The organism is Paraburkholderia haematera (genome assembly GCF_905220975.1).
Taxonomy (GTDB): Bacteria; Pseudomonadota; Gammaproteobacteria; order Burkholderiales; family Burkholderiaceae; genus Paraburkholderia; species Paraburkholderia haematera.
On record NZ_CAJNBK010000005.1, the window covers coordinates 1 to 17,572 of the forward strand.

The 17,572-nt window shown below is 59.0% G+C and carries 14 protein-coding genes and 1 pseudogene; 7 read left to right on the top strand and 8 right to left on the bottom strand.

Annotated elements, in window-relative coordinates; translation table 11 throughout:
- Both KHO23_RS11520 and KHO23_RS11525 read right to left on the bottom strand, forming a co-directional pair.
- On the bottom strand, positions 1-273 hold a 273-nt coding region (locus KHO23_RS11520; protein ID WP_211611201.1), incomplete at its 3' end, for a DUF1326 domain-containing protein.
- Positions 274-536: 263 nt separating this feature from the next.
- Positions 537-1,388, bottom strand: a complete 852-nt coding sequence (locus KHO23_RS11525; RefSeq protein WP_211611202.1) for a hypothetical protein — start codon at positions 1,386-1,388, stop codon at positions 537-539.
- A 1,345-nt stretch (positions 1,389-2,733) separates the two neighbouring features.
- On the opposite strand from KHO23_RS11525, the gene KHO23_RS11530 reads away from it, so the two are divergent.
- Entirely contained in the window at positions 2,734-4,485 is a 1,752-nt protein-coding gene (locus tag KHO23_RS11530) for a methyl-accepting chemotaxis protein (RefSeq protein ID WP_211611203.1), read from the top strand.
- A 387-nt stretch (positions 4,486-4,872) separates the two neighbouring features.
- Here KHO23_RS11530 and arsN2 read toward each other — a convergent pair whose 3' ends face one another.
- From arsN2 to KHO23_RS11545, 3 genes are all read right to left on the bottom strand, one after another.
- On the bottom strand, positions 4,873-5,352 hold the full coding sequence (gene arsN2, locus KHO23_RS11535; RefSeq protein ID WP_211611204.1) for an arsenic resistance N-acetyltransferase ArsN2: 480 nt from the start codon (positions 5,350-5,352) through the stop codon (positions 4,873-4,875).
- Positions 5,353-5,488: 136 nt separating this feature from the next.
- Positions 5,489-5,752, bottom strand: a complete 264-nt coding sequence (locus tag KHO23_RS11540) for a hypothetical protein (RefSeq protein ID WP_211611205.1) — start codon at positions 5,750-5,752, stop codon at positions 5,489-5,491.
- Positions 5,749-6,171 (bottom strand): NUDIX hydrolase, encoded by a 423-nt coding sequence (locus KHO23_RS11545; RefSeq protein WP_211611206.1) that lies wholly within the window; start codon positions 6,169-6,171, stop codon positions 5,749-5,751. Before KHO23_RS11545 ends, KHO23_RS11540 begins: the two co-directional genes overlap by 4 nt.
- Before the next feature lie 409 nt (positions 6,172-6,580).
- Between KHO23_RS11545 and KHO23_RS11550 the strand changes: the two genes are divergently transcribed.
- Complete coding sequence (locus tag KHO23_RS11550; protein ID WP_211611207.1) at positions 6,581-8,668, top strand: Na/Pi cotransporter family protein; 2,088 nt, start codon at positions 6,581-6,583, stop codon at positions 8,666-8,668.
- A 677-nt stretch (positions 8,669-9,345) separates the two neighbouring features.
- On the opposite strand, the gene KHO23_RS11555 is transcribed toward KHO23_RS11550, so the two are convergent.
- Together KHO23_RS11555 and KHO23_RS11560 are read right to left on the bottom strand one after the other, a co-directional pair.
- Entirely contained in the window at positions 9,346-9,564 is a 219-nt protein-coding gene (locus tag KHO23_RS11555) for a hypothetical protein (RefSeq protein ID WP_211611208.1), read from the bottom strand.
- A 1,250-nt stretch (positions 9,565-10,814) separates the two neighbouring features.
- Positions 10,815-11,030, bottom strand: coding sequence for a hypothetical protein (locus tag KHO23_RS11560; protein WP_211611209.1), 216 nt, complete (start codon positions 11,028-11,030; stop codon positions 10,815-10,817).
- 107 nt (positions 11,031-11,137) lie between these two features.
- Here KHO23_RS11560 and istA point away from each other — a divergent pair, with 107 nt between their 5' ends.
- Both istA and istB read left to right on the top strand, forming a co-directional pair.
- Positions 11,138-12,772: an IS21 family transposase gene (istA, locus tag KHO23_RS11565; RefSeq protein ID WP_211611210.1), complete on the top strand. Its 1,635-nt coding sequence runs from the start codon at positions 11,138-11,140 to the stop codon at positions 12,770-12,772.
- Entirely contained in the window at positions 12,769-13,539 is a 771-nt protein-coding gene (gene istB / locus KHO23_RS11570; RefSeq protein ID WP_093633797.1) for an IS21-like element helper ATPase IstB, read from the top strand. The genes istA and istB overlap by 4 nt, the downstream gene beginning before the upstream one ends.
- Here the strand turns inward: istB and KHO23_RS11575 are convergent.
- On the bottom strand, positions 13,526-14,341 hold the full coding sequence (locus KHO23_RS11575) for a dienelactone hydrolase family protein (RefSeq protein WP_236066804.1): 816 nt from the start codon (positions 14,339-14,341) through the stop codon (positions 13,526-13,528). The genes istB and KHO23_RS11575 overlap by 14 nt on opposite strands.
- Positions 14,342-15,073: 732 nt before the next feature.
- Between KHO23_RS11575 and KHO23_RS11580 the strand changes: the two genes are divergently transcribed.
- The 3 genes and pseudogenes from KHO23_RS11580 to KHO23_RS11590 form a co-directional block, all read left to right on the top strand.
- On the top strand, positions 15,074-15,937 hold the full coding sequence (locus KHO23_RS11580; RefSeq protein WP_211611211.1) for a VOC family protein: 864 nt from the start codon (positions 15,074-15,076) through the stop codon (positions 15,935-15,937).
- Between the two features lie 141 nt (positions 15,938-16,078).
- On the top strand, positions 16,079-17,440 hold the full coding sequence (locus KHO23_RS11585; RefSeq protein ID WP_211611212.1) for an MFS transporter: 1,362 nt from the start codon (positions 16,079-16,081) through the stop codon (positions 17,438-17,440).
- A 27-nt stretch (positions 17,441-17,467) separates the two neighbouring features.
- Positions 17,468-17,566 (top strand): annotated as a pseudogene (locus tag KHO23_RS11590) (carbohydrate ABC transporter permease); the annotation flags it as partial.
- Between the last annotated feature and the right edge of the window lie 6 nt (positions 17,567-17,572).

The following is a 17,572-nucleotide window of genomic DNA, read 5'->3' on the forward strand; positions in this document are numbered from 1 at the left end:
TTTCAGAATGGCTTCGCGTTGCTCCGGGCTGGCCCGTTCGTCGACGATCGGCTGGCACTTGCCCTTGCCTTCGTGGATCGGTCCCGGCCACTGAAATACGACCGCGATGTTGATGCCGTCGAGTCGCACGTCGCCGTAGTAGCCGTTGTTGATCGAGATGGCGCCCATCGCTTCGCAGAGGCCATTGTTTGGCAGTGCGTTGAATTGGCACGGGCAACCGTATGAACAATTGCAGTTGATCAGTTCGGTGCCTTGGATTTCCCAGGGAGTCATGGTTGTTCTCCTTGTACTCCGAGACGAGTAACGTGCTTCGAATCTAGTGTATGGCAGGGGGGAGGGAAGTCAAAGTTCGGGTTGGCTGGACGCGCGGGCGATTGTGACGGGCCTTACATACGATGTTTTGACCGAGGAGCCAGCGGTCAGAACGGCCGCTACCTGATCCCAAACCTGGCGTCGACCTTGAGAATTTCATCAGGCAAATACGGGTCGAACTGAGCCAGCCGGCCGCGTCGGACTGTGCGGCCGTGTGTGCCTGATCAGAGCCTCTCGAGAACTTCAAGAAAGAGCAATATGAGGATGAAGAAGCCAATCCATCTTACCGTGGTCATGAGGCCAGCGAGCTTAATGCCCAGTGAGTTCACTGCGTCCGCGACAGGGTTCGCCATTAATTCATCACCACGGTCGCCGCTCTCCGCCGCGGTACGCAATTGAGCCGTTGCGAGGTCAATACGAAGGTGGGTGACGTAGCCAATTGCAATTTCCGGACATTCAATTGCGCCGTCGCTTTTGTTGGGCCTGAGAAAAAGGTTCGGCTCGCGCCGAGGGTCAGCCATAGCATTTTCAGTTGTGTAGAGGTGTCGCAGCGCCAGTCCCAACTCGACTGCGCCAAACTGACCATCAGACATCGCCTTCGAAAGCGCATGTATGCAGGCTTCGGGAATGTGGCAGGCGAGCCACCACTGATCGGGTTCGCCGGTCTCTGCGTCGGCCCGATTGGCGCCGAGACGAGCAGTACCGAGCGGCACGTCGGCAAACGAAATGCCGAGTTCGTCCTCCAACTCGCGCAGACCTAACCGGTCAGCCTTGCTGACGTCGCGTGCAGCGAAGGACACTTCAACGGCGCGCATCGCGTGTCCAGCGTCGCCAATGATCGACAGCTCCTGACCATCGAGACGCGCCACTCCGTGCAGCGACGTGGTAAGTGTTGGCTGTTTGTCTGCGTCCAGCGGCTCTGCGAGCTGTTGCGTCACATGAAGCTGTTCCAACCTCAACCACATTGACCTGGCCGGAAAATACGTTTGCCTCTCGCCATCCAACCCAACATGTTCGAGAGTGTGATCCTTCCGCTCAATTAATTCCGTCGCGACGTTTTTTTCCAAAAACTCCATGGCGCTCCCCCCGTGATTGCCTCAAACCCTTGGGCGATAGAGGACAAGGGCGTGTGCATTGTCCGCCTGAGCGTTTGGTCAAAGCGCCGACGGTTGCGTATTGCAATGCAGCATGCTGATGGTAGGAATTCTACCCATCCTGACGTTTGGCGGGTATTAGGAAGAGCACACATAAATGGCAATTTCTTTCGAACTGACGCGCACGCGTTCCAAATAATTGCCCGGTTCCTGCACCGGGCGGGGAGCGGCGGATCCAGGCAATGATCGAGGGTTGGAGAGGGACGTGGCTGACGTCTCCCAGGGAGAGGCACGCGCCGGGAGTATGTGCGGTGCCGTCGGTGCAAGCCGAAAGGCCCTTCGATACGCTTTCTTCAGAGCACGCCGTCATCCGCCCGATACGATCCCGGAAGTCCGCCTCGTGTCGGGGGGCAGCAGTTGGGAACGTTTCAAGTGATGCTCCTGATGGACCCGACCGCCTGATGCCGGCTGGCGGCTTTGGCCGATGCACAGGTCGCCACGCTAGTAGCTCGAAGGTCCCCTTGACGCCTGCGAGTCCGAAGATCGAAAGTCGCTTCAGGGTCGGCTACGGAAGTTCAGCGTCGAGCCAGCTTGGAACAACAGGTGGCCGACCATACAAGTCGCTGGTAGCGGGAGCGGGCATCTGGATAAGATTCGTCAGTTGCTGCGATTCGACATCGCTGTCTGAATCAGGAACCTAAAGAATCAGCGTGCGACGCCGTAATCGTAACTACTTGGTAGCTGATCCTACCTTGTGTGTGTTTGAAGCAGCAACTTGCGCCAACGCCGTTCGTGTGTGGCGTTGGCTTTTTCGCGGCCATGGCTACAGTTGGCAAGGCCGGCAGGCGGTCGGCCTTCAGCAGTCAGCACCACGAAAGTTCTGGTCGCCGGAGTCCAACCCGGCTATGGACTCACGTTCGACACCGCTCGAATAATCCAAAAGTCAGTGCCGCCGCTTATTCGACGACGCTATCAATCCCGGCGCGACAGTGCATGTGAATCTGATTTGCGCCGGTTGCCGCGTTGCAAATTCAAGCTTCATAGAGATTCCGGAATCGTCCAGCGTTCCGAGGCGTTCAACGGACCCAGTCTGGGCAATCCTCTGATGAATGGCGTTGATTTGGCCATTTAAAAAATCAATTGCGCGCAAACCTTTGCGTCAAGCTGTGCAGTGTTTGCCCTCCTTCAGCGATGCGACAACGCGCCGTAATGCCAGATGCATGGGCGTGAAGGTTTTGCCCTGCGCTGCCTGGCGCACGCCTTCTGACATACCCGACGGCTCGAATCCTCTCCCCGTGTACCAACGATTGGCAACTGGAGTTGAAACATGAATCTCAGCAATCTGTCAGTGAAGGCAAAACTCACGGGGGCTTTTGGCGTGCTGGCCGCCATTGTCCTGATCGTGTCAGGCATTTCGCTGACCGCACTGAACGACGCCAACGACCGATTTGCGCATTTCGTGTCAGGTATCAATGCCCGCGCCAAGATGGCTGAACAGGTTCGAACCGCGGTTGACCGGCGTGCGATTGCCGCACGCAACATGGCGCTCGTCACCACGCGGGGCGATTTCGAGATGGAAAAGACCGCTGAAGCGCAGGCCCAGGTGGATGTCCAGTCGAACCTTGCGAAGCTTACCGAGATGGTTTCGTCCGCGACCGACGCGACTGAAAAGACCCGCAGCCTTGTGGGCGAAATCAACCGGATCGAGGCCGCTTATGCACCTGTTGCCAAAGCGATCGTTGGTCTTGCGGTTGAAGGGAAGCGCGACGAGGCGGTGAAGAAAATTGACGACGACTGTCGGCCGCTGCTTGCCGCCCTGGTCAAGGCAACGAACGACTACGCGCAATACACGAGTGCCCGTGCGGATGGACTCGTTCGGGAGTCGGAAGAACATTATGCGACGCAGCGGGACTTGCTGATGGCCATCTGTCTGGCCGCTGTCGCGATGGCGGTCGTGGCAGGCATGGTCATCACGCGGGGATTGCTGCGTGCCCTCGGTGCCGAGCCGGTTGCCCTCGGTGAAGTCACGCAGCGCGTAGCCGCTGGCGATCTGAGTCCCGTCGCAGGTGCGAAGAATGCGCCTGCCGGGAGCGTGCTCGCGTCAATGGGTGAAATGCAGGCAAGTCTCGTCAGCTTGATCGGTCAGGTGCGCACCGCCGCAGACAGTATCGCGACCGGCTCCAGTCAGATTGCTTCCGGCAATGTCGACCTTTCGTCCCGCACCGAACAGCAGGCCGCCTCGCTGCAGGAAACTGCGTCGAGTATGGAGGAGCTGACTTCGACGGTGAAGCAGAACGCCGAGAACGCGCAGCAGGCGAGTTCGCTCTCTGCCAACGCGTCCGAAGTGGCGCTGAAGGGCAATGAGGTAGTGAGTCAGGTCGTCGGTACGATGGGCGAGATCAGCACGAGCTCGACCAAGATCGCGGAGATCACGGGAATCATCGAAGGCATCGCGTTCCAGACCAACATCCTGGCGCTGAACGCGGCGGTGGAGGCGGCCCGGGCAGGCGAACAGGGTCGTGGATTCGCGGTGGTGGCAAGCGAAGTCCGCAGCCTCGCGCAGCGTTCGTCCAGCGCGGCGAAGGAAATCAAGGATCTGATCAACGCGTCCGTCCAGAAAATCCAGGATGGATCGTTGCTCGCGAATCAGGCGGGAAAGACGATGTCGGAGGTCACGCAAGCCGTCGCTCGGGTGACCGACATCATGGGCGAAATCGCCGCTGCGTCGACCGAACAAAGCAGGGGCATCGAACAGGTCAACCAGTCGATCACGCAGATGGACGAGGTGACCCAGCAGAATGCTGCGCTGGTGGAGGAAGCGGCGGCTGCATCCAAGTCGCTCGAAGACCAGGGGCGAAAGCTTAATCAGGCTATTTCGTTCTTTCGTCTGGATGCCGGCGCGGTTTCGCCTGTAACGGATGGACAGGCATCTTCAGCCAATCGTCAGGTGCCACGTAAACAACCCGCACGGCGGACGATGGGGAACACCGCAGCGACGGCCCGTCCGGTCGCTGCGTCGGTTGCCTCAGCACGCGCAGCAACAACGGCCGGTAATAGCGATGGCTGGGACAAATTCTGAGTCTGGTTGAACGAAATAATCAGCGGAGCCGGCCATAGAGACAATCGAAAAGATCAGCGTACGCAAGCTTGCCTTGCTCTAGTCCTCAGGAACGTTTGCTCGGAGAAATGCAGCCGGAATAGACGTCTTATTGGTGGATTGCGACCCGTGTCTGGGGATAGGATGAGGCTCTCTCAGGTTCGGTTAACCCTCGGAAGTGACCGAACTTTCAGCCGGTGTACGCGCCGGTTTTTTCTGTCGGCGCAACGTCGAAGTGCTTGGGGAGTAGGCGCATCGAGGCTGAGGTGGGTCGGAAGCTTACGCAAGCTGGGTCGATTTCAGCCCTTCGTAAATAGACCGCGTGCGGCCAACAAGAGCCGGTGGCAAGCTGACGTCGAAGGGCGGAAATCAGTTCGATAGCTGCCGTTCGAGGATGGACCAGGAGTGCATCGGGCGAAGCAGCTTTCGCATGCAGGTGGCCGTCGCAGGGCACAGAACGGCGAATTGCCTGCATAGCTGCACTTCGCCTGGCACGTCGTTCCGGGCTACCCGCTCATAGCCGGCTCGTTCAAAAAAACGCTCCGCTGTCGTTGTTAGTAACCAGACATCCAGTTGACCGCACGAGCGCGCCTTGTCTTCGAGCCGTACGACCAGCTCCCGTGCGATGCCCATTCCGCGTACTTGTGGCGCGACAGCGAGCGATCTCAACAGCACGCGGGAGCCGAGCTGCTCAAGTCCGATGCTGCCGATGACAGATCCGCTCGCATCTTCTGCGACCAGAAACTCTTCGATGAGCGACGCTGAAACGTCTTCCACTAATAGGCCACTGTCGAGTAGAAGCTTTTGGATTTCGCTCAGATCAGCGTCGTTGGCCTTTCTCATGTCCATGGCTGTTTCCTCACTCGCACTTGAATTGTTGGTTACTGACCAGTGCGGCTTCGAGAGTTCCGAACGTTTCCCGTCGGATAACGGGATGGACGAAACGCTATAGTTTCCTACGCGGCGAGGCCATCGCGGCACAGGGTTACGAACTGAACAAGTCATCGACGATACGGCGTCCCGCACTATAGCCGCCCATGAGCGCGTCGGCTTCGCTCAAAAATGGCCTGCCTTGCGTTTCACCAAAACGCAGCGGGGAGAAAACGGCAAGAGCGGCACCGGCCTTGCAGATCCTCACGACCGCGACATATCCCGCGCTGGATAACGCACTGCGTTCGACCTGCCAGCCGAAGTCAGCCTCGACGGTCACCTCAACATCGAATCCGTGATAGTGATAAGTGCGGTTCATGGGTTCACCCGTTCCGCCTGCTGCGAAATCCGCTGGACGTCGTCGGGTTCCGGAGTCCGGATATACCGGAAGAAAAGCGCGACGATTCCACGAGTAGGAATGCTGGCGGAAAGCGTCGCTATCTTGACCGGCGCGAACCACCTGCACTTCGCGATCTCGTTGCTGGGCTGTACGCTTGCATGATGCGCGACATCCGCGAAAAAGACATGGTGCAAGGTGTTGAAACCGGTAAATTGAAAGAGGTATGTCAACTCAATAGCCGCAAGCGTCGTTTCTTCCGACAACTCACGTAGAGCAGCTTCCAGGGGCGTCTCATCTCGACGGATTCTCCCGCCAGGTAACGCCCATCTTGATCGTTCTCTGGCAACCAGCAGAATCCGGTTTTCCCGCACGCATACCACGCTCGCTCTGTCTTTCATCCTCTCCCTGCACACTTGATCTCTTGAACATCTGTCGAAACCGGTGGTAATGCAAGCAACGCAACCGACCTTTTTGCGGCATTGTAAGTCTTGTCCAAAATTCTGCGCCCGGATCTTACAGGTGCCGTAGCAGCAGGCATCGCAGTATCCAGCGACGTAGTCCAAGAAGAACTGTTGTTTTCCACTCCAACAGTCGGCAAGGTATCGCGCTAAACTGGCTCACCACGCGGTCGGGCACTTTTTACTGATGCAACCCGGCATGGGGCCGCGCGCGGGGTCGAGTGAGTGCTGGTCATGCTCAAACCGGGTTCGGGCTACGAGCGTCGATTCTCCGCGACGCTCAGTCGCTCAAACTCAGGGAAGTGCCGAAGTCGTATGGGCAAACGGTTGGACGCCAGGAGTCCGAATCATGATAACGACGTTCACGCTGATCGATCTTGCCGGCTCCATTGCGCTGCTGCTGCTGGGCACCCAGATGGTCCAAACCGGCATGCATCGGGCATTCGGCGCCGGTCTCCGCTCGCTCCTCGCCAGATCGCTGGGTGGGCGATTCCGGGCCTTCCTGGCCGGAATGGGCGTGACGGCGGCATTGCAAAGCAGCGCGACGACCGGACTCATGGTTGAGGGCTTCGCTGCGGAGGGCCTCGTCGGGCTTGTGCCTGCGCTTGCCGTCATGCTGGGCGCAAACGTCGGCGCCACGTTGATCGTGCAGGTACTGTCACTCGATGTCGCGGCCGCCGTTTCGCCGGCCCTGATCCTCGTGGGCGCGCTGATGTTCCGCAAGGTATCGAACACGCGTGCACACGACTTGGGACGCATGTTCATTGGTCTGGGCCTGATGCTGCTCGCGCTGCATCATCTGCTCGAGTTGATGACCGACTACGAGGATGCACCGAGCCTTCGCATGCTGCTGGGCGCCGCGTCCACCGTACCGGTGGTCGATGTCCTGCTGGCTGCGGGTTTGACATGGGCCGCAGATTCGAACGTTGCGGCGGTCTTGCTCATCGCCTCACTTTGTGCACGGAACGTCGTTCCGCCCAATACGGCTTTTGCGCTGGTAATGGGTGCGAACCTCGGCACTGCCATCAACCCCGTGCTGGCAGGGGCGGCACCCTACGATCCCGTCTTGAAGCGGTTGCCGGTCGGGAACCTGCTGACAAGGTTAGCCGGCGTTGTGTTGGCCCTCGCGGCCCTCGGACCAATCGGTCGATTCATGGTCACGATGGAACCGGACAATGCGCGAGTGGTTGCGGATTTTCATACGTTTTTCAACGTGCTTCTCGCCTGCGTATTCCTGCCAATGCTTCCGCTGTATGCGAGCCTGTTGAACCGATTACTGCCTTCACCCGTGGCAGTCGCCGATCCGCCGCGATCGCCTTGCCTCGACGCCGCCTCCGACCGGATTCCAGTTGAGGCGCCGCAGACCACACCGAGGGTACTTCGGTTCGCCGACCGCTTCGGCGAAATGATGTCGGGTACCCATGTAATGCCGTCAGATCGCGAGCGCAAGCTCATCGCGCAGGTACGTCCGCGTGACGATATTCTGGACAGCCTGAATGGCGCTGCCAGAACTTACCGGACGTCTCCCGGTGCCGGGCAGATCGAGGCGGCGACGCATCCGCGCTTCGATAAGAGAATCGACGTGCTCTATCGCGGCGAGGGCCAGCGAATCGATGTAAAGCAGGGGCCTGGCCACTCGCTAGAACACGTCGGCCCGGATGGCAACGCAAAGACGTATTGCCCCGCAAGCTCCCTCTGGCTCACCTTGCAGGATCTCCAGGTCGTTCAGCAATTGGAACCTGCTGAGGGAGAAACGCAATCCGCCCTGACCACCTGTGTCCGTGGGACCGCTTTCTTTGATGACGTTCGCCTGTCAATCATCGGCGAACAGGGGAACAGCACCCGCAAGGTCCAGATCTCGTTCGCGGCCAGAGAAATCCGTTCGGCAGACCGGCAGGGCCTGCGCGAATGGCAAGACGAGCTTGGTACGACGTTCTCGGACGTCCCGCTTGGCACGGCAAGGCTCGGCTACAATCCGACGGACCGGGAGATGCAGGAACCTGACCAGTGGTGGGCGTCTTGCCACGTGCCGGAGAGCAGCATGATGGCGCTCATGCAGGGCATTGAGGCCAGCCGGCTTACCGCGGTCAAGGTCGGCCTGTGCCTGAAGAACGTCTATATGCCGGGGCAGGTGTCGGCTGATTTCCCTGGGGAGCCGTACCTGTTCCTCAGACCGGGTAAGGAAGGCAGCGCGATGGAATCGCCGGAAATTGCGAGCGGATACGTTGTTCATCTCGCTCTCGACTTTGGAAAAATCAGCTTCGACGCGCCCGGTCAACGCGACAGCTCACACGAGGATCAACAGCAAACAAACGCTGGTGACGCAACCTCGATGAATGCACTTGTCGAGAGGCTGGGCACGCTCGTCGTCAGCCTGAAATGGCTTGCGGTACTTGTCGCCGTCCTGGTTATTGTTTTCGCATTCAAAAATCGATGATCGAACCATTGACTCGCTCGCGTACGGCAGTTGCCCTCTCTTGCATTGCTGCCTGTCCGTTTGATCGCAAGACTCTAAATAACCTTGATGATAATTTAGCTTGTTGATGACTTCTTTTTGGCCGCGTACGCTACCGTAAGATCGTGCCAATGCGGAACTCGCAGGCTGCGGCAATCAGGAAATGTCGGTACGGGACGGGGAGTATAGCGATGAAAATGTCTCACAGATTAGGAAGCCCCGATACGGCGGGGCCGGTGTGGGGGCTTGTCTTTGGCATGTTCATGACGGCAATTGGAATAGGCCTCTGGTTTTATGCGACGTCGTCGGCCCCCTCCGGACGACAAGATGAATCGTTGGCCGTAGCGGCCGTCATCGTCGGCCTGTTTTCTGCCGTCTACGCGGGGCGCGAACTCCGTCACAAACGTCGGTAGATCGCCTGTCAGGACGAAGGATGTTGTCGATTAAGTGGCACTACCAGGTATGCCGGAGCGCGTTGATTTTGGCGCCGAGCGCGTCACGCTGACACTCGTGGGATCCGTTTGCTCCTTCAGCACCGTGCAAGGCCACTGATCCGCATGTTTCGACGGTCCAGCACCCTAGGGCGCGTATGCCATCACCTTGCGCCCAAGCGCAATCGATATTGACCGACATGCGACCTGGACATTCCTCGACGCTAGTCACCGGGCCCCGCTGGCGATGGCCGCGGCGAGGCGGTTCCGCTGCGACTGCAGACGTGACCAGGCGGTCACAAGCGCGTCGAGGGATGCAAGCTCCTTGTCACGAGATCCCAAACGCAGAAGCAGCGAAATGTACTCCCTTCGCACTGCAATCACGCCGTCAAGCGCCACCAGGGCTTGCTCAACTTCGCGGAGTTGCCGTCGCAACTCATCGGTCATTTCAATCCTCCTGACGGACGAACGCGTCCTGTTCGCACTGGACACGCTCAACCGACTCCAGTGCGCCTGGCTCCCGTTGCTAATGCCCGAAGGCTGCGGATAATCCGGCGAGCTTCCCTGATTCCCATTAGCACTCTCTTAAGGGCGTAGTGGATTGACGCGGACTCCCTCGGCGCAACGTGATCGTACGGGCACGGTTTCGCTTGAGACGTTCTCTCGCGTCCATAGTGGACTCGCCAAAACACTGTGTAAACGTACAGTATCGCGAGTTGCGCGTAAAGACCTAGACTTACCATTCCGACACAAACGCGGAGCGCGCCATGGTCAGCAAGACCGTCCGCCGGACATTTTCCGGTCTGACTTCGACGTTTTCGCCTGCGCCGAAAGGCAAGCAAGGGGTTGCATATACCGTGAAATGGGCCCAGCAACGCGCCGACGAAGCCTGGAGACGCACGACGCACGGAGTTCACAGTTCCCTACCCAGTAAAGATCCGAAGGCGTGATTTTCGGAAACCAGAAGCAAGACCGAGCCTGCCGTCCGAATTAGCTTTGATCGAAGCCGGAGACGAACTATGACTGCACCGCAAAAACTTTACGGTGTGACGCTGAAGCCCCAAGCCAAGGCTCCGCGCAAGTTGATCGAAGTCCCCGACCCCGAGGCACGCCCCGACCTTTTGGAAGCCGTTCGCCGAGCCGTGACGGAGAATCGGGAAGTTGGGGAGCGACGACCCCGAGAATAATTCGATCTAGTATGGTGGCCATGGCACATGCGATTTGAACTACGAGACATAGCCGCTCGGGTTGGAAAAACTATCGAATCGGGTTGCCAACGGGTACGGCGTAGGGAATCGCTCCGGCCTAAAAGCAAAGGTCGGATGGCGACCAAAGGTAACGCCGGGCGATATGCCGCTGTCTGGCCGGGACTTGGCGAACTGGCCGTCAGATTTAAAGTAGGTTGGTCCGTCTCTAAAACCAATGTCTCTTTCCGAGACTAGACGCGCCCCTCGACCGCAATCGGTCAACGGCTAAGTTGGGTCACCTGCGGACGGTCAAGGACTGCTTCAGTAAACTCTTCGCTTGCTTCCCAATGTGGATCAAGCGCGTACTCGGTGTCGCGCATGAATATCAACACGCAGATTCCCACGCGAAGCTTTGACAAGCACATGTGTTTTTAAGCGTCGGCCTGCTTTCTCTAATGCCTTCAGCCTCAGGTAACAAAGAATGCGAACCAACCGCCTTTGCGCAACCCGCTACGGAGAGCGTGCCGGTTTGAGCATGGCGGCAACAAACTCCTCAACAGCCTTTCTGGCTTCTGTTGCTGCTTCTTCGTCGTAAGCGATGGTTACCCCGCGTTCGACGCACGGATCGCCGTAGGAGAAAGGTTGCTTGGTTTTGGCGTTGAAAAGCTGCCCGTGTTCTCCTTCCTCCCCCCGGGCGGTCACCCAAATTCCTCCGGGTGTGGTCACTTCAAACTCCCCCACCTTGCGGTCCGATCTGAGCAAGCCGACGTCGCCGATCGCACCACGTAGCAGGACGTTATTTTTACCTCCTTGGCCAGCCCGGGAGGTGGGAGTTGAACGTCTTGAAGCCGCATCAGCAAAGTACGGTGTTCACGTTGCTGGAACTCAACAAGAGCCAGCGCGAGATTCATCGGATCACTGGAATCGACCGCAAGACGATCCGCCGCTACACGGCGATCTTCGCTGCGCGCGCAACTGCGTCCGCAAATTCCCCCATCCCCGCGACCATCGGCTTGGGCCCCTCAGATCAAACTCCTCCACTCCCGCGACCACCGGCTTTTCAGGCCGCGCCTGCCGAAACGCATAGCTTCGATTTTGCCCGCTCGTTGTGCGAGCCGCACCGGAAATGGATCGAAGAACAGGTTCGCCTGCAGCGAAACGCCCAGGCTATCTATCAGGATCTCGTCGACGAGTTCTCGTTTGCTGCGAGCTACGAGAGCGTCAAACGGTTCGTGCGCGCGCTGCGACACATCGATCCCGCGCAATTTGACCGGCTCGATTTCCTGCCCGGCGAGGAGGCCCAGGTTGACTATGGCGAGGGCGCTCCGACCCGCGATCCGAAGACTGGACGCTATCGGCGACCACGGCTATTCGTGATGACGTTGCGCTATTCGCGCCACAGTTTCCGGCGGGTTGTCTGGAAATCCGGGCAGGAGGTGTGGGCGCGACTGCACGAAGAAGCGTTCCGCTATTTCGGTGGCTGTGTTCAGTACGTCGTCCTCGATAACCTCAAGGAAGGGGTTATTACGCCGGACCTGTACGAGCCGGAGATCAATCATCTTTACGCCGCGATGCTCGAGCACTATGGTGTCGTCGCTGACCCTGCACGCATTCGGGATCCGAACCGCAAGGGTACGGTCGAGAATGCGATCCAGCATACGCAGGGCACCGCACTGCGTGGCAGGAGTTTCGACTCAATCGAAGAGCAGAACGCGTTCCTCGCGCGCTGGGAGGCGAACTGGGCATCGAAGCGCTTGCATGGGCGCGCCCGCCGTCAGGTCGAGTCGATGTTCGAGGAGGAGAAGCCGCACTTGCGGGCATTGCCCCCGACTGGATTCCGCTACTTCAAACAGGTGGTTCGCACTGTCTCCGACGACACTACCGTTCGCATCGACCACAGCTGGTACGCGGCCCGTCCTGCCGCGATTGGCAGCACGGTGCTGGTGCGCATCTTCGATTCAACCATTGAAGTTCGCGATCGGCAGACACAAGCGCTGCTACGCATTCACCCGCGCTTCACCGAGCCCGGTCAATTGCTACTACCCGAGGACGAGCGTCCGTTCAACCCGTCCCGGCAAACGGCCTTCCTGCTCTCAGCTGCAGGGGACATCGGGCCGCAAACGAAGGCACTCTGCCAGAGGATGTTTGACGCCCAGGGACGCGTTGGCCAGCGGGGTATGTGGGGCATCGTCGGTCTCGCGAAGAGATACCCCACCCGCATCGTTGAACAAGCCTGCGGCCAGGCACTGCAGTATCACCTTCAATCCTACAAACAGGTTCGCAAGCTGGTCGAGCGACTGTTCGAGCATGCGCTGGAACAGCTTGATCAGGCGCCCCAGTTCGCTTTGCCTCTTACCCAGGATCACGCGCTAATCCGTCCAGCGGCCGAATACGGCGAACTGTTCAGTCTCGGCGCGCGACAGCAACTCAACCCATTGTCGGTGAACAACGGAGAGACCAACGAATGACCATGTCGATGCCCGAAATCGAGCGCTCGCTCAAACAGCTCCACCTGTCTGGCGTGCGCGACACGCTGGAGACCCGCGTATTGCAGGCGCAGGCGGCAAATCAACCGTTCCTCGAAACCTTCTCGATCATTCTGCAGGACGAGCTGGACCGTCGCCAGTCCCGGCTGATCGAACGTCGGCATAAGCAGTCCGGCCTTGACGAGAAGCTCACGTTCGCCGAGTTTGACTGGACATTCAATCCGAAACTCCCGCGTCAGGCGTGTCTGGAGTTGCGAACGCTGAAGTTCGTTTCTGCTGGCGAGAATGCACTTCTCATCGGCAAACCTGGCACGGGCAAATCGCACATCGCGAAGGCCGTCGCCAACCAGGCCGTGATGCAGGGCTATAAGGTCCAGTATCTCGAGACCGACGACTTCTTTGCGCGTTTCAGCCTGAGCGAACCCGACCAGCAGGAGAAACGTCTGCGCAACATTCTCGACTGCGATCTGCTGATTCTGGACGACCTGTTTCTGTCACGATCGATTCCGGATGCCGCTGGTGCTCTACTGCAAACCCTCGTTCATCAACGATACAAACTACGCCGCAGCACCATGGTCACGTCCAACCGCGTTGTCCAGGACTGGGGTGCCTACCTCGGTGATAACACCATGAGCAGCACCATTCTCGACCGACTCATGCACCATTGCCACTCGCTTGAATTCGACGGCCGAAGTTACCGCCTAAAGGAGGCTGCTGAAACCCTTGCGCGCAAAACTAAAGCGAGCTAAAAAACAACCTTGTCCTGCTGTCGGGTGGAGGAGTTTGCGCGACCACAAGTGGGGGAGTTTGAAGTGACCATCCGGGTTCCTCCCACCGGCAGTTACGCGTTGTTTGTGCCTGGGGGAGCTGCACTGCCGGTTTGTACGCCCGCCCGTCGAACACATGGGCTGCCCCGGGGTATTCCGTAATCTGGATGTCCTTGCCCTCAGCTCTTAGCCTCTCGACGTAGGCGCGACACGGCGCAACGGGGTCGTAATTGTCGGCGATTCCGTGAAATATCCGAACGGGAGCAGCAAGATCCTCGTCGTCGCGGTACGTGTAGCTGCAGTCTGGATAGAGAGCAATATGAGCAGCGAAGCGAGCTCCAGACGCGGAAAGATGCATTCGTTGAAATCGAGTCAGACTTCCATAGAGGGCATTTTGACCACCCCTCGAGAATCCCATCAGTATGACCCGGCTTGGGTCGATCCTGGGATGCTTAACCAATACCGCCAGCGCACGATACGCGTCTTCGGTTTGCGCTAGCCGGCCAAGCTGGCTCTGATCGTTACTTGTACTGGTGATGCCGCGACCGGTGAAACTATCGATGACAAAGGTGGCAACCCCGATCGCGAGAAGCTCCTGCTCCCAGTCCGTCACATACCCGGCTATGCCTCCCGAGCCGTGGAGCAGGATGACCAGCGGGAATCTCTCGTTGCCTGCACGCGGCAGGCGGAGTTCGCCAGCCACAGTCACCGGTTTGCCATCCTCGCGTCCCGCCAAGAATTCCTGGTCGGTCAGCGTAACTGACGCAAAAGTGACGATTTCCATTCGCGCAACCTGTGCGCAAGCAACAGGTGAGAGGCCAGTCGCGAGAATGAGCACGACAACGAGCGCAAGCTGACGCAGGCTCGGCGGATGTCTTTCGGACGGCATCAAGATTAGTCCTCCCACATTGACCACTCGACACGAACCCACCGGCCGCCGCTGGTCATCTAGCTAGGGCTGACCCTTACGACGCAGGACCTAATACATTCTAGGCGATGCAAACGGCCCTGACAGCGCCGGACTGCCGGTGGGAGCCAAAGCAATGAACATTCAAGGGTTCTCGTTCATACATGCTCTATCAAATAAGCGGCTGCCCAATTCAAGGATCGGATGGATTGCACCGGGCACGAATGTTCCGAGTAGCCGGCGGCCGGACGGACCGCCATCGGCGATCGACCTCTGTCGACCGAAGAACAGACGCTCGGGAGCGTCCTCTGACTGACTCAAACGGGTCGACCTCAGACGGTCCTCGTCCGTCGCAGTCCGGCCAGGAACTGTCGCTCAACCAAACCTCGCGACCGTCCGCTTCTACACCGACTCGAGACAATTGCTGATGATCGTGCGAGCTTCCGCTCGTCCGCCGGGAGCGGCGCCGCATCAAACCCTTCATCGCCCATCCTTTCTGTCCGTCTCCAGCCCGAAGCAGCCCCAGGGCGGATAACCACGAACATTGCACACGCACACAGGGGTAATGCCGCCTATTCTTGGAAATAGGCGAACCGCGGGATCTCGTTCATGATCAATTTGCACGAACTCCAGTATGTTCGGCTCGGTACCCGCGACATTGACGCCGCGACGAAGTATGCCGCCGATATTCTTGGATTACAGCTGGTGCGCCGCGAGGGCGGGTGGACCTACCTGCGCTCCGATGAGCGCGATCACACGCTGGTCTACTTTGAGGGTGATCCAAACGACCAGACCATCGCGTTCGATGTCGTCACGAACGAGGCGCTCGAGCATGCGTGCGCGGTGTTAGAGCAGAACAGTTTCCGCATATACACCGGCAGTCGCGACGAGTGCGACCAACGTCGGGTACGCGCCTTCATCAGTTTCAGAGATCCATCGGGCAACCAGATCGAATTGGTGTTCGGTGCTCTGCATAGCGGCCGCCGTTTTTTTCCGTCACGCGACGCCGGAATCACCGGCTTTAGCCATGTGGGCCTGCGCACCAGCGATCCACGGCGCGACGAGATGTTCTGGACGACACTGTGCAATGCGCGCGTTAGCGACTGGATCGGGCCTGCACCGCTGCTGAGGATCGACGAGGTGCATCACAGGATCGCCCTCTTTCCATCCTCGTTCGCCGGCATTCAACATATCAATCACCAGGTTGAAAGCATCGACGACCTCATGCGCGCCTGGTACACCCTGCGTGAACAGGGCATTCCCATTCGGTTCGGACCCGGGCGGCATCCGACTTCGGGCGCCGTCTTTCTCTATTTCGAGGGGCCTGACGGCATGACTTATGAATATTCGACAGGCGTTCGCCTGATCAAGCCGGACGAGGAGGCGACCTGGTGTCCTCGCCAGTTCCCGTTCGATGCCACCGGCTTTTGCATGTGGGGCGCCAAACCCGACATTCCAGAATTTCGAACCTGACGCGTGAGCAGATTCATTGTTGATCGCGCGAGAACATCAAGGCCGCCGAAGACGGCGTGTTGGGAACGCACGGACGCAGGCTTCCTGCTGGCACCCAACTCGAACAGAGGACCCGGATTGCGCGACTGCAGGGAGAACGCCATGGCGACAATCAGAACGGTTGATGTTCAGGACTTCATTAACTCGCACAAGCTGTCAACGTATCAGCTTCTGATCGTAGCCCTGTGTTTCCTGACAGTCGCTTTCGATGGTTTCGATACGGCAAGCGCCGGATTTATCGCGCCTGTCATCAGGAAGCAATGGGCATTGAGCGCGCTTCAGTTGGCGCCTATGTTCGGAGGCGGCCTGTTTGGTCTGATGATAGGCGCGCTCCTGTTTGGTCCGCTTGCCGACAGGTTTGGGCGCAAGCCCATACTCTGCCTTTCCGTGGCGTTTTTCGGTGCCATGTGTCTGTGGTCCGCGTACGCGACTTCTCTGCGCGAACTCATCCTGTTGCGATTCCTGACTGGCCTGGGCCTTGGCGGGGCCATGCCGACGGCCATTACGATGACATCCGAATTCGGTCCCGAGAAACAGCGCTCGTTATTAGTGACGAGCATGTTCTGCGGCTTCACGTTAGGCGGGGCATTGGGGGGCGTGGTCGCCTCGCAGATCATTCCGCTGCATGGCTGGCAGGGCGTGCTGCTATTCGGCGGGGCAGTGCCGCTGATGCTGGTGCCGGTTCTGGTATGGCTTCTGCCCGAGTCTGTCCGGTACCTGGCGTTGTCCGGCCGGAAGCAGGCGCAGGTGGCTCGCACGCTCCGGCGCATCGCACCGCAGGAGCCGCTCGACCACGCAACGTTCACTGTCCCCGAGAACAAGGTCAAGGGCTCTGCGGTCCGCAATCTTTTCAGCAAAGGCGTGATCGTCGGCACCGTCTGCCTCTGGCTGACCTTCTTCATGAGTCTGCTGGTGTATTACCTGCTTACGAGCTGGCTGCCGACAGTCATTAACAACACAGGCGTCCCTCTGGGTATGACTGCGCTGATCGCCGCAGCGCTGCCCCTGGGCAGCACGGTCGGCGCCGTGCTGATCGGCCGCTTGATGGACAGGCACAGTCCCTGTCTGGTGCTCGCGAGTTCCTACCTTATTGCCGCCATGTTTATCCTGTTCATCGGCGTCGCTTCGTCGTTGCCGATGCTGGTGCTGGCAGTCTTTGGGGCGGGTCTTGGGACCGGCGGCTCGCAGACCGGCGTCAATGCGCTGGCGGCGGCCTACTATCCAACCGCCAGCCGCGCCTCCGGCGTGAGTTGGGCACTCGGCATTGGCCGGGTGGGTTCGATCGTAGGTTCGATGGTCGGTGGAGTGCTGCTAGCCATGCATCTGGGCCTGCCCATCATGTTCGTGCTGATAGCGATTCCCGCTATCGTCGCTGCACTCAGCATGTTTGGCATGGGACGCCATGAGGCCACGCTCAAGGCGGCTGAAATTGCTCGAGCACTCCCTGGTTCCGTCAAGCTTTAGAGCATCGTCAGAGCCGAAAAGATGCCAGCGGCATCGATACTGGCGGCGCTGCGTTCGGTCATGATGTTCTTCGCCGTGCAGTGGCCCTTCGTTGCCGGGATCACGTTCGGGGCAACGAAGGGCTAGGGCGGT

Bases quoted from the DNA above. Each gene is read 5' to 3' on its own strand.
- KHO23_RS11525 (WP_211611202.1), bottom strand. From the start codon at position 1,388: ATGGAGTTTTTGGAAAAAAACGTCGCGACGGAATTAATTGAGCGGAAG.
- KHO23_RS11530 (WP_211611203.1), top strand. From the start codon at position 2,734: ATGAATCTCAGCAATCTGTCAGTGAAGGCAAAACTCACGGGGGCTTTT.
- arsN2 (WP_211611204.1), bottom strand. From the start codon at position 5,352: ATGGACATGAGAAAGGCCAACGACGCTGATCTGAGCGAAATCCAAAAG.
- KHO23_RS11540 (WP_211611205.1), bottom strand. From the start codon at position 5,752: ATGAACCGCACTTATCACTATCACGGATTCGATGTTGAGGTGACCGTC.
- KHO23_RS11545 (WP_211611206.1), bottom strand. From the start codon at position 6,171: ATGAAAGACAGAGCGAGCGTGGTATGCGTGCGGGAAAACCGGATTCTG.
- KHO23_RS11550 (WP_211611207.1), top strand. From the start codon at position 6,581: ATGATAACGACGTTCACGCTGATCGATCTTGCCGGCTCCATTGCGCTG.
- KHO23_RS11555 (WP_211611208.1), bottom strand. From the start codon at position 9,564: ATGACCGATGAGTTGCGACGGCAACTCCGCGAAGTTGAGCAAGCCCTG.
- istB (WP_093633797.1), top strand. From the start codon at position 12,769: ATGACCATGTCGATGCCCGAAATCGAGCGCTCGCTCAAACAGCTCCAC.
- KHO23_RS11575 (WP_236066804.1), bottom strand. From the start codon at position 14,341: ATGGAAATCGTCACTTTTGCGTCAGTTACGCTGACCGACCAGGAATTC.
- KHO23_RS11580 (WP_211611211.1), top strand. From the start codon at position 15,074: ATGATCAATTTGCACGAACTCCAGTATGTTCGGCTCGGTACCCGCGAC.
- KHO23_RS11585 (WP_211611212.1), top strand. From the start codon at position 16,079: ATGGCGACAATCAGAACGGTTGATGTTCAGGACTTCATTAACTCGCAC.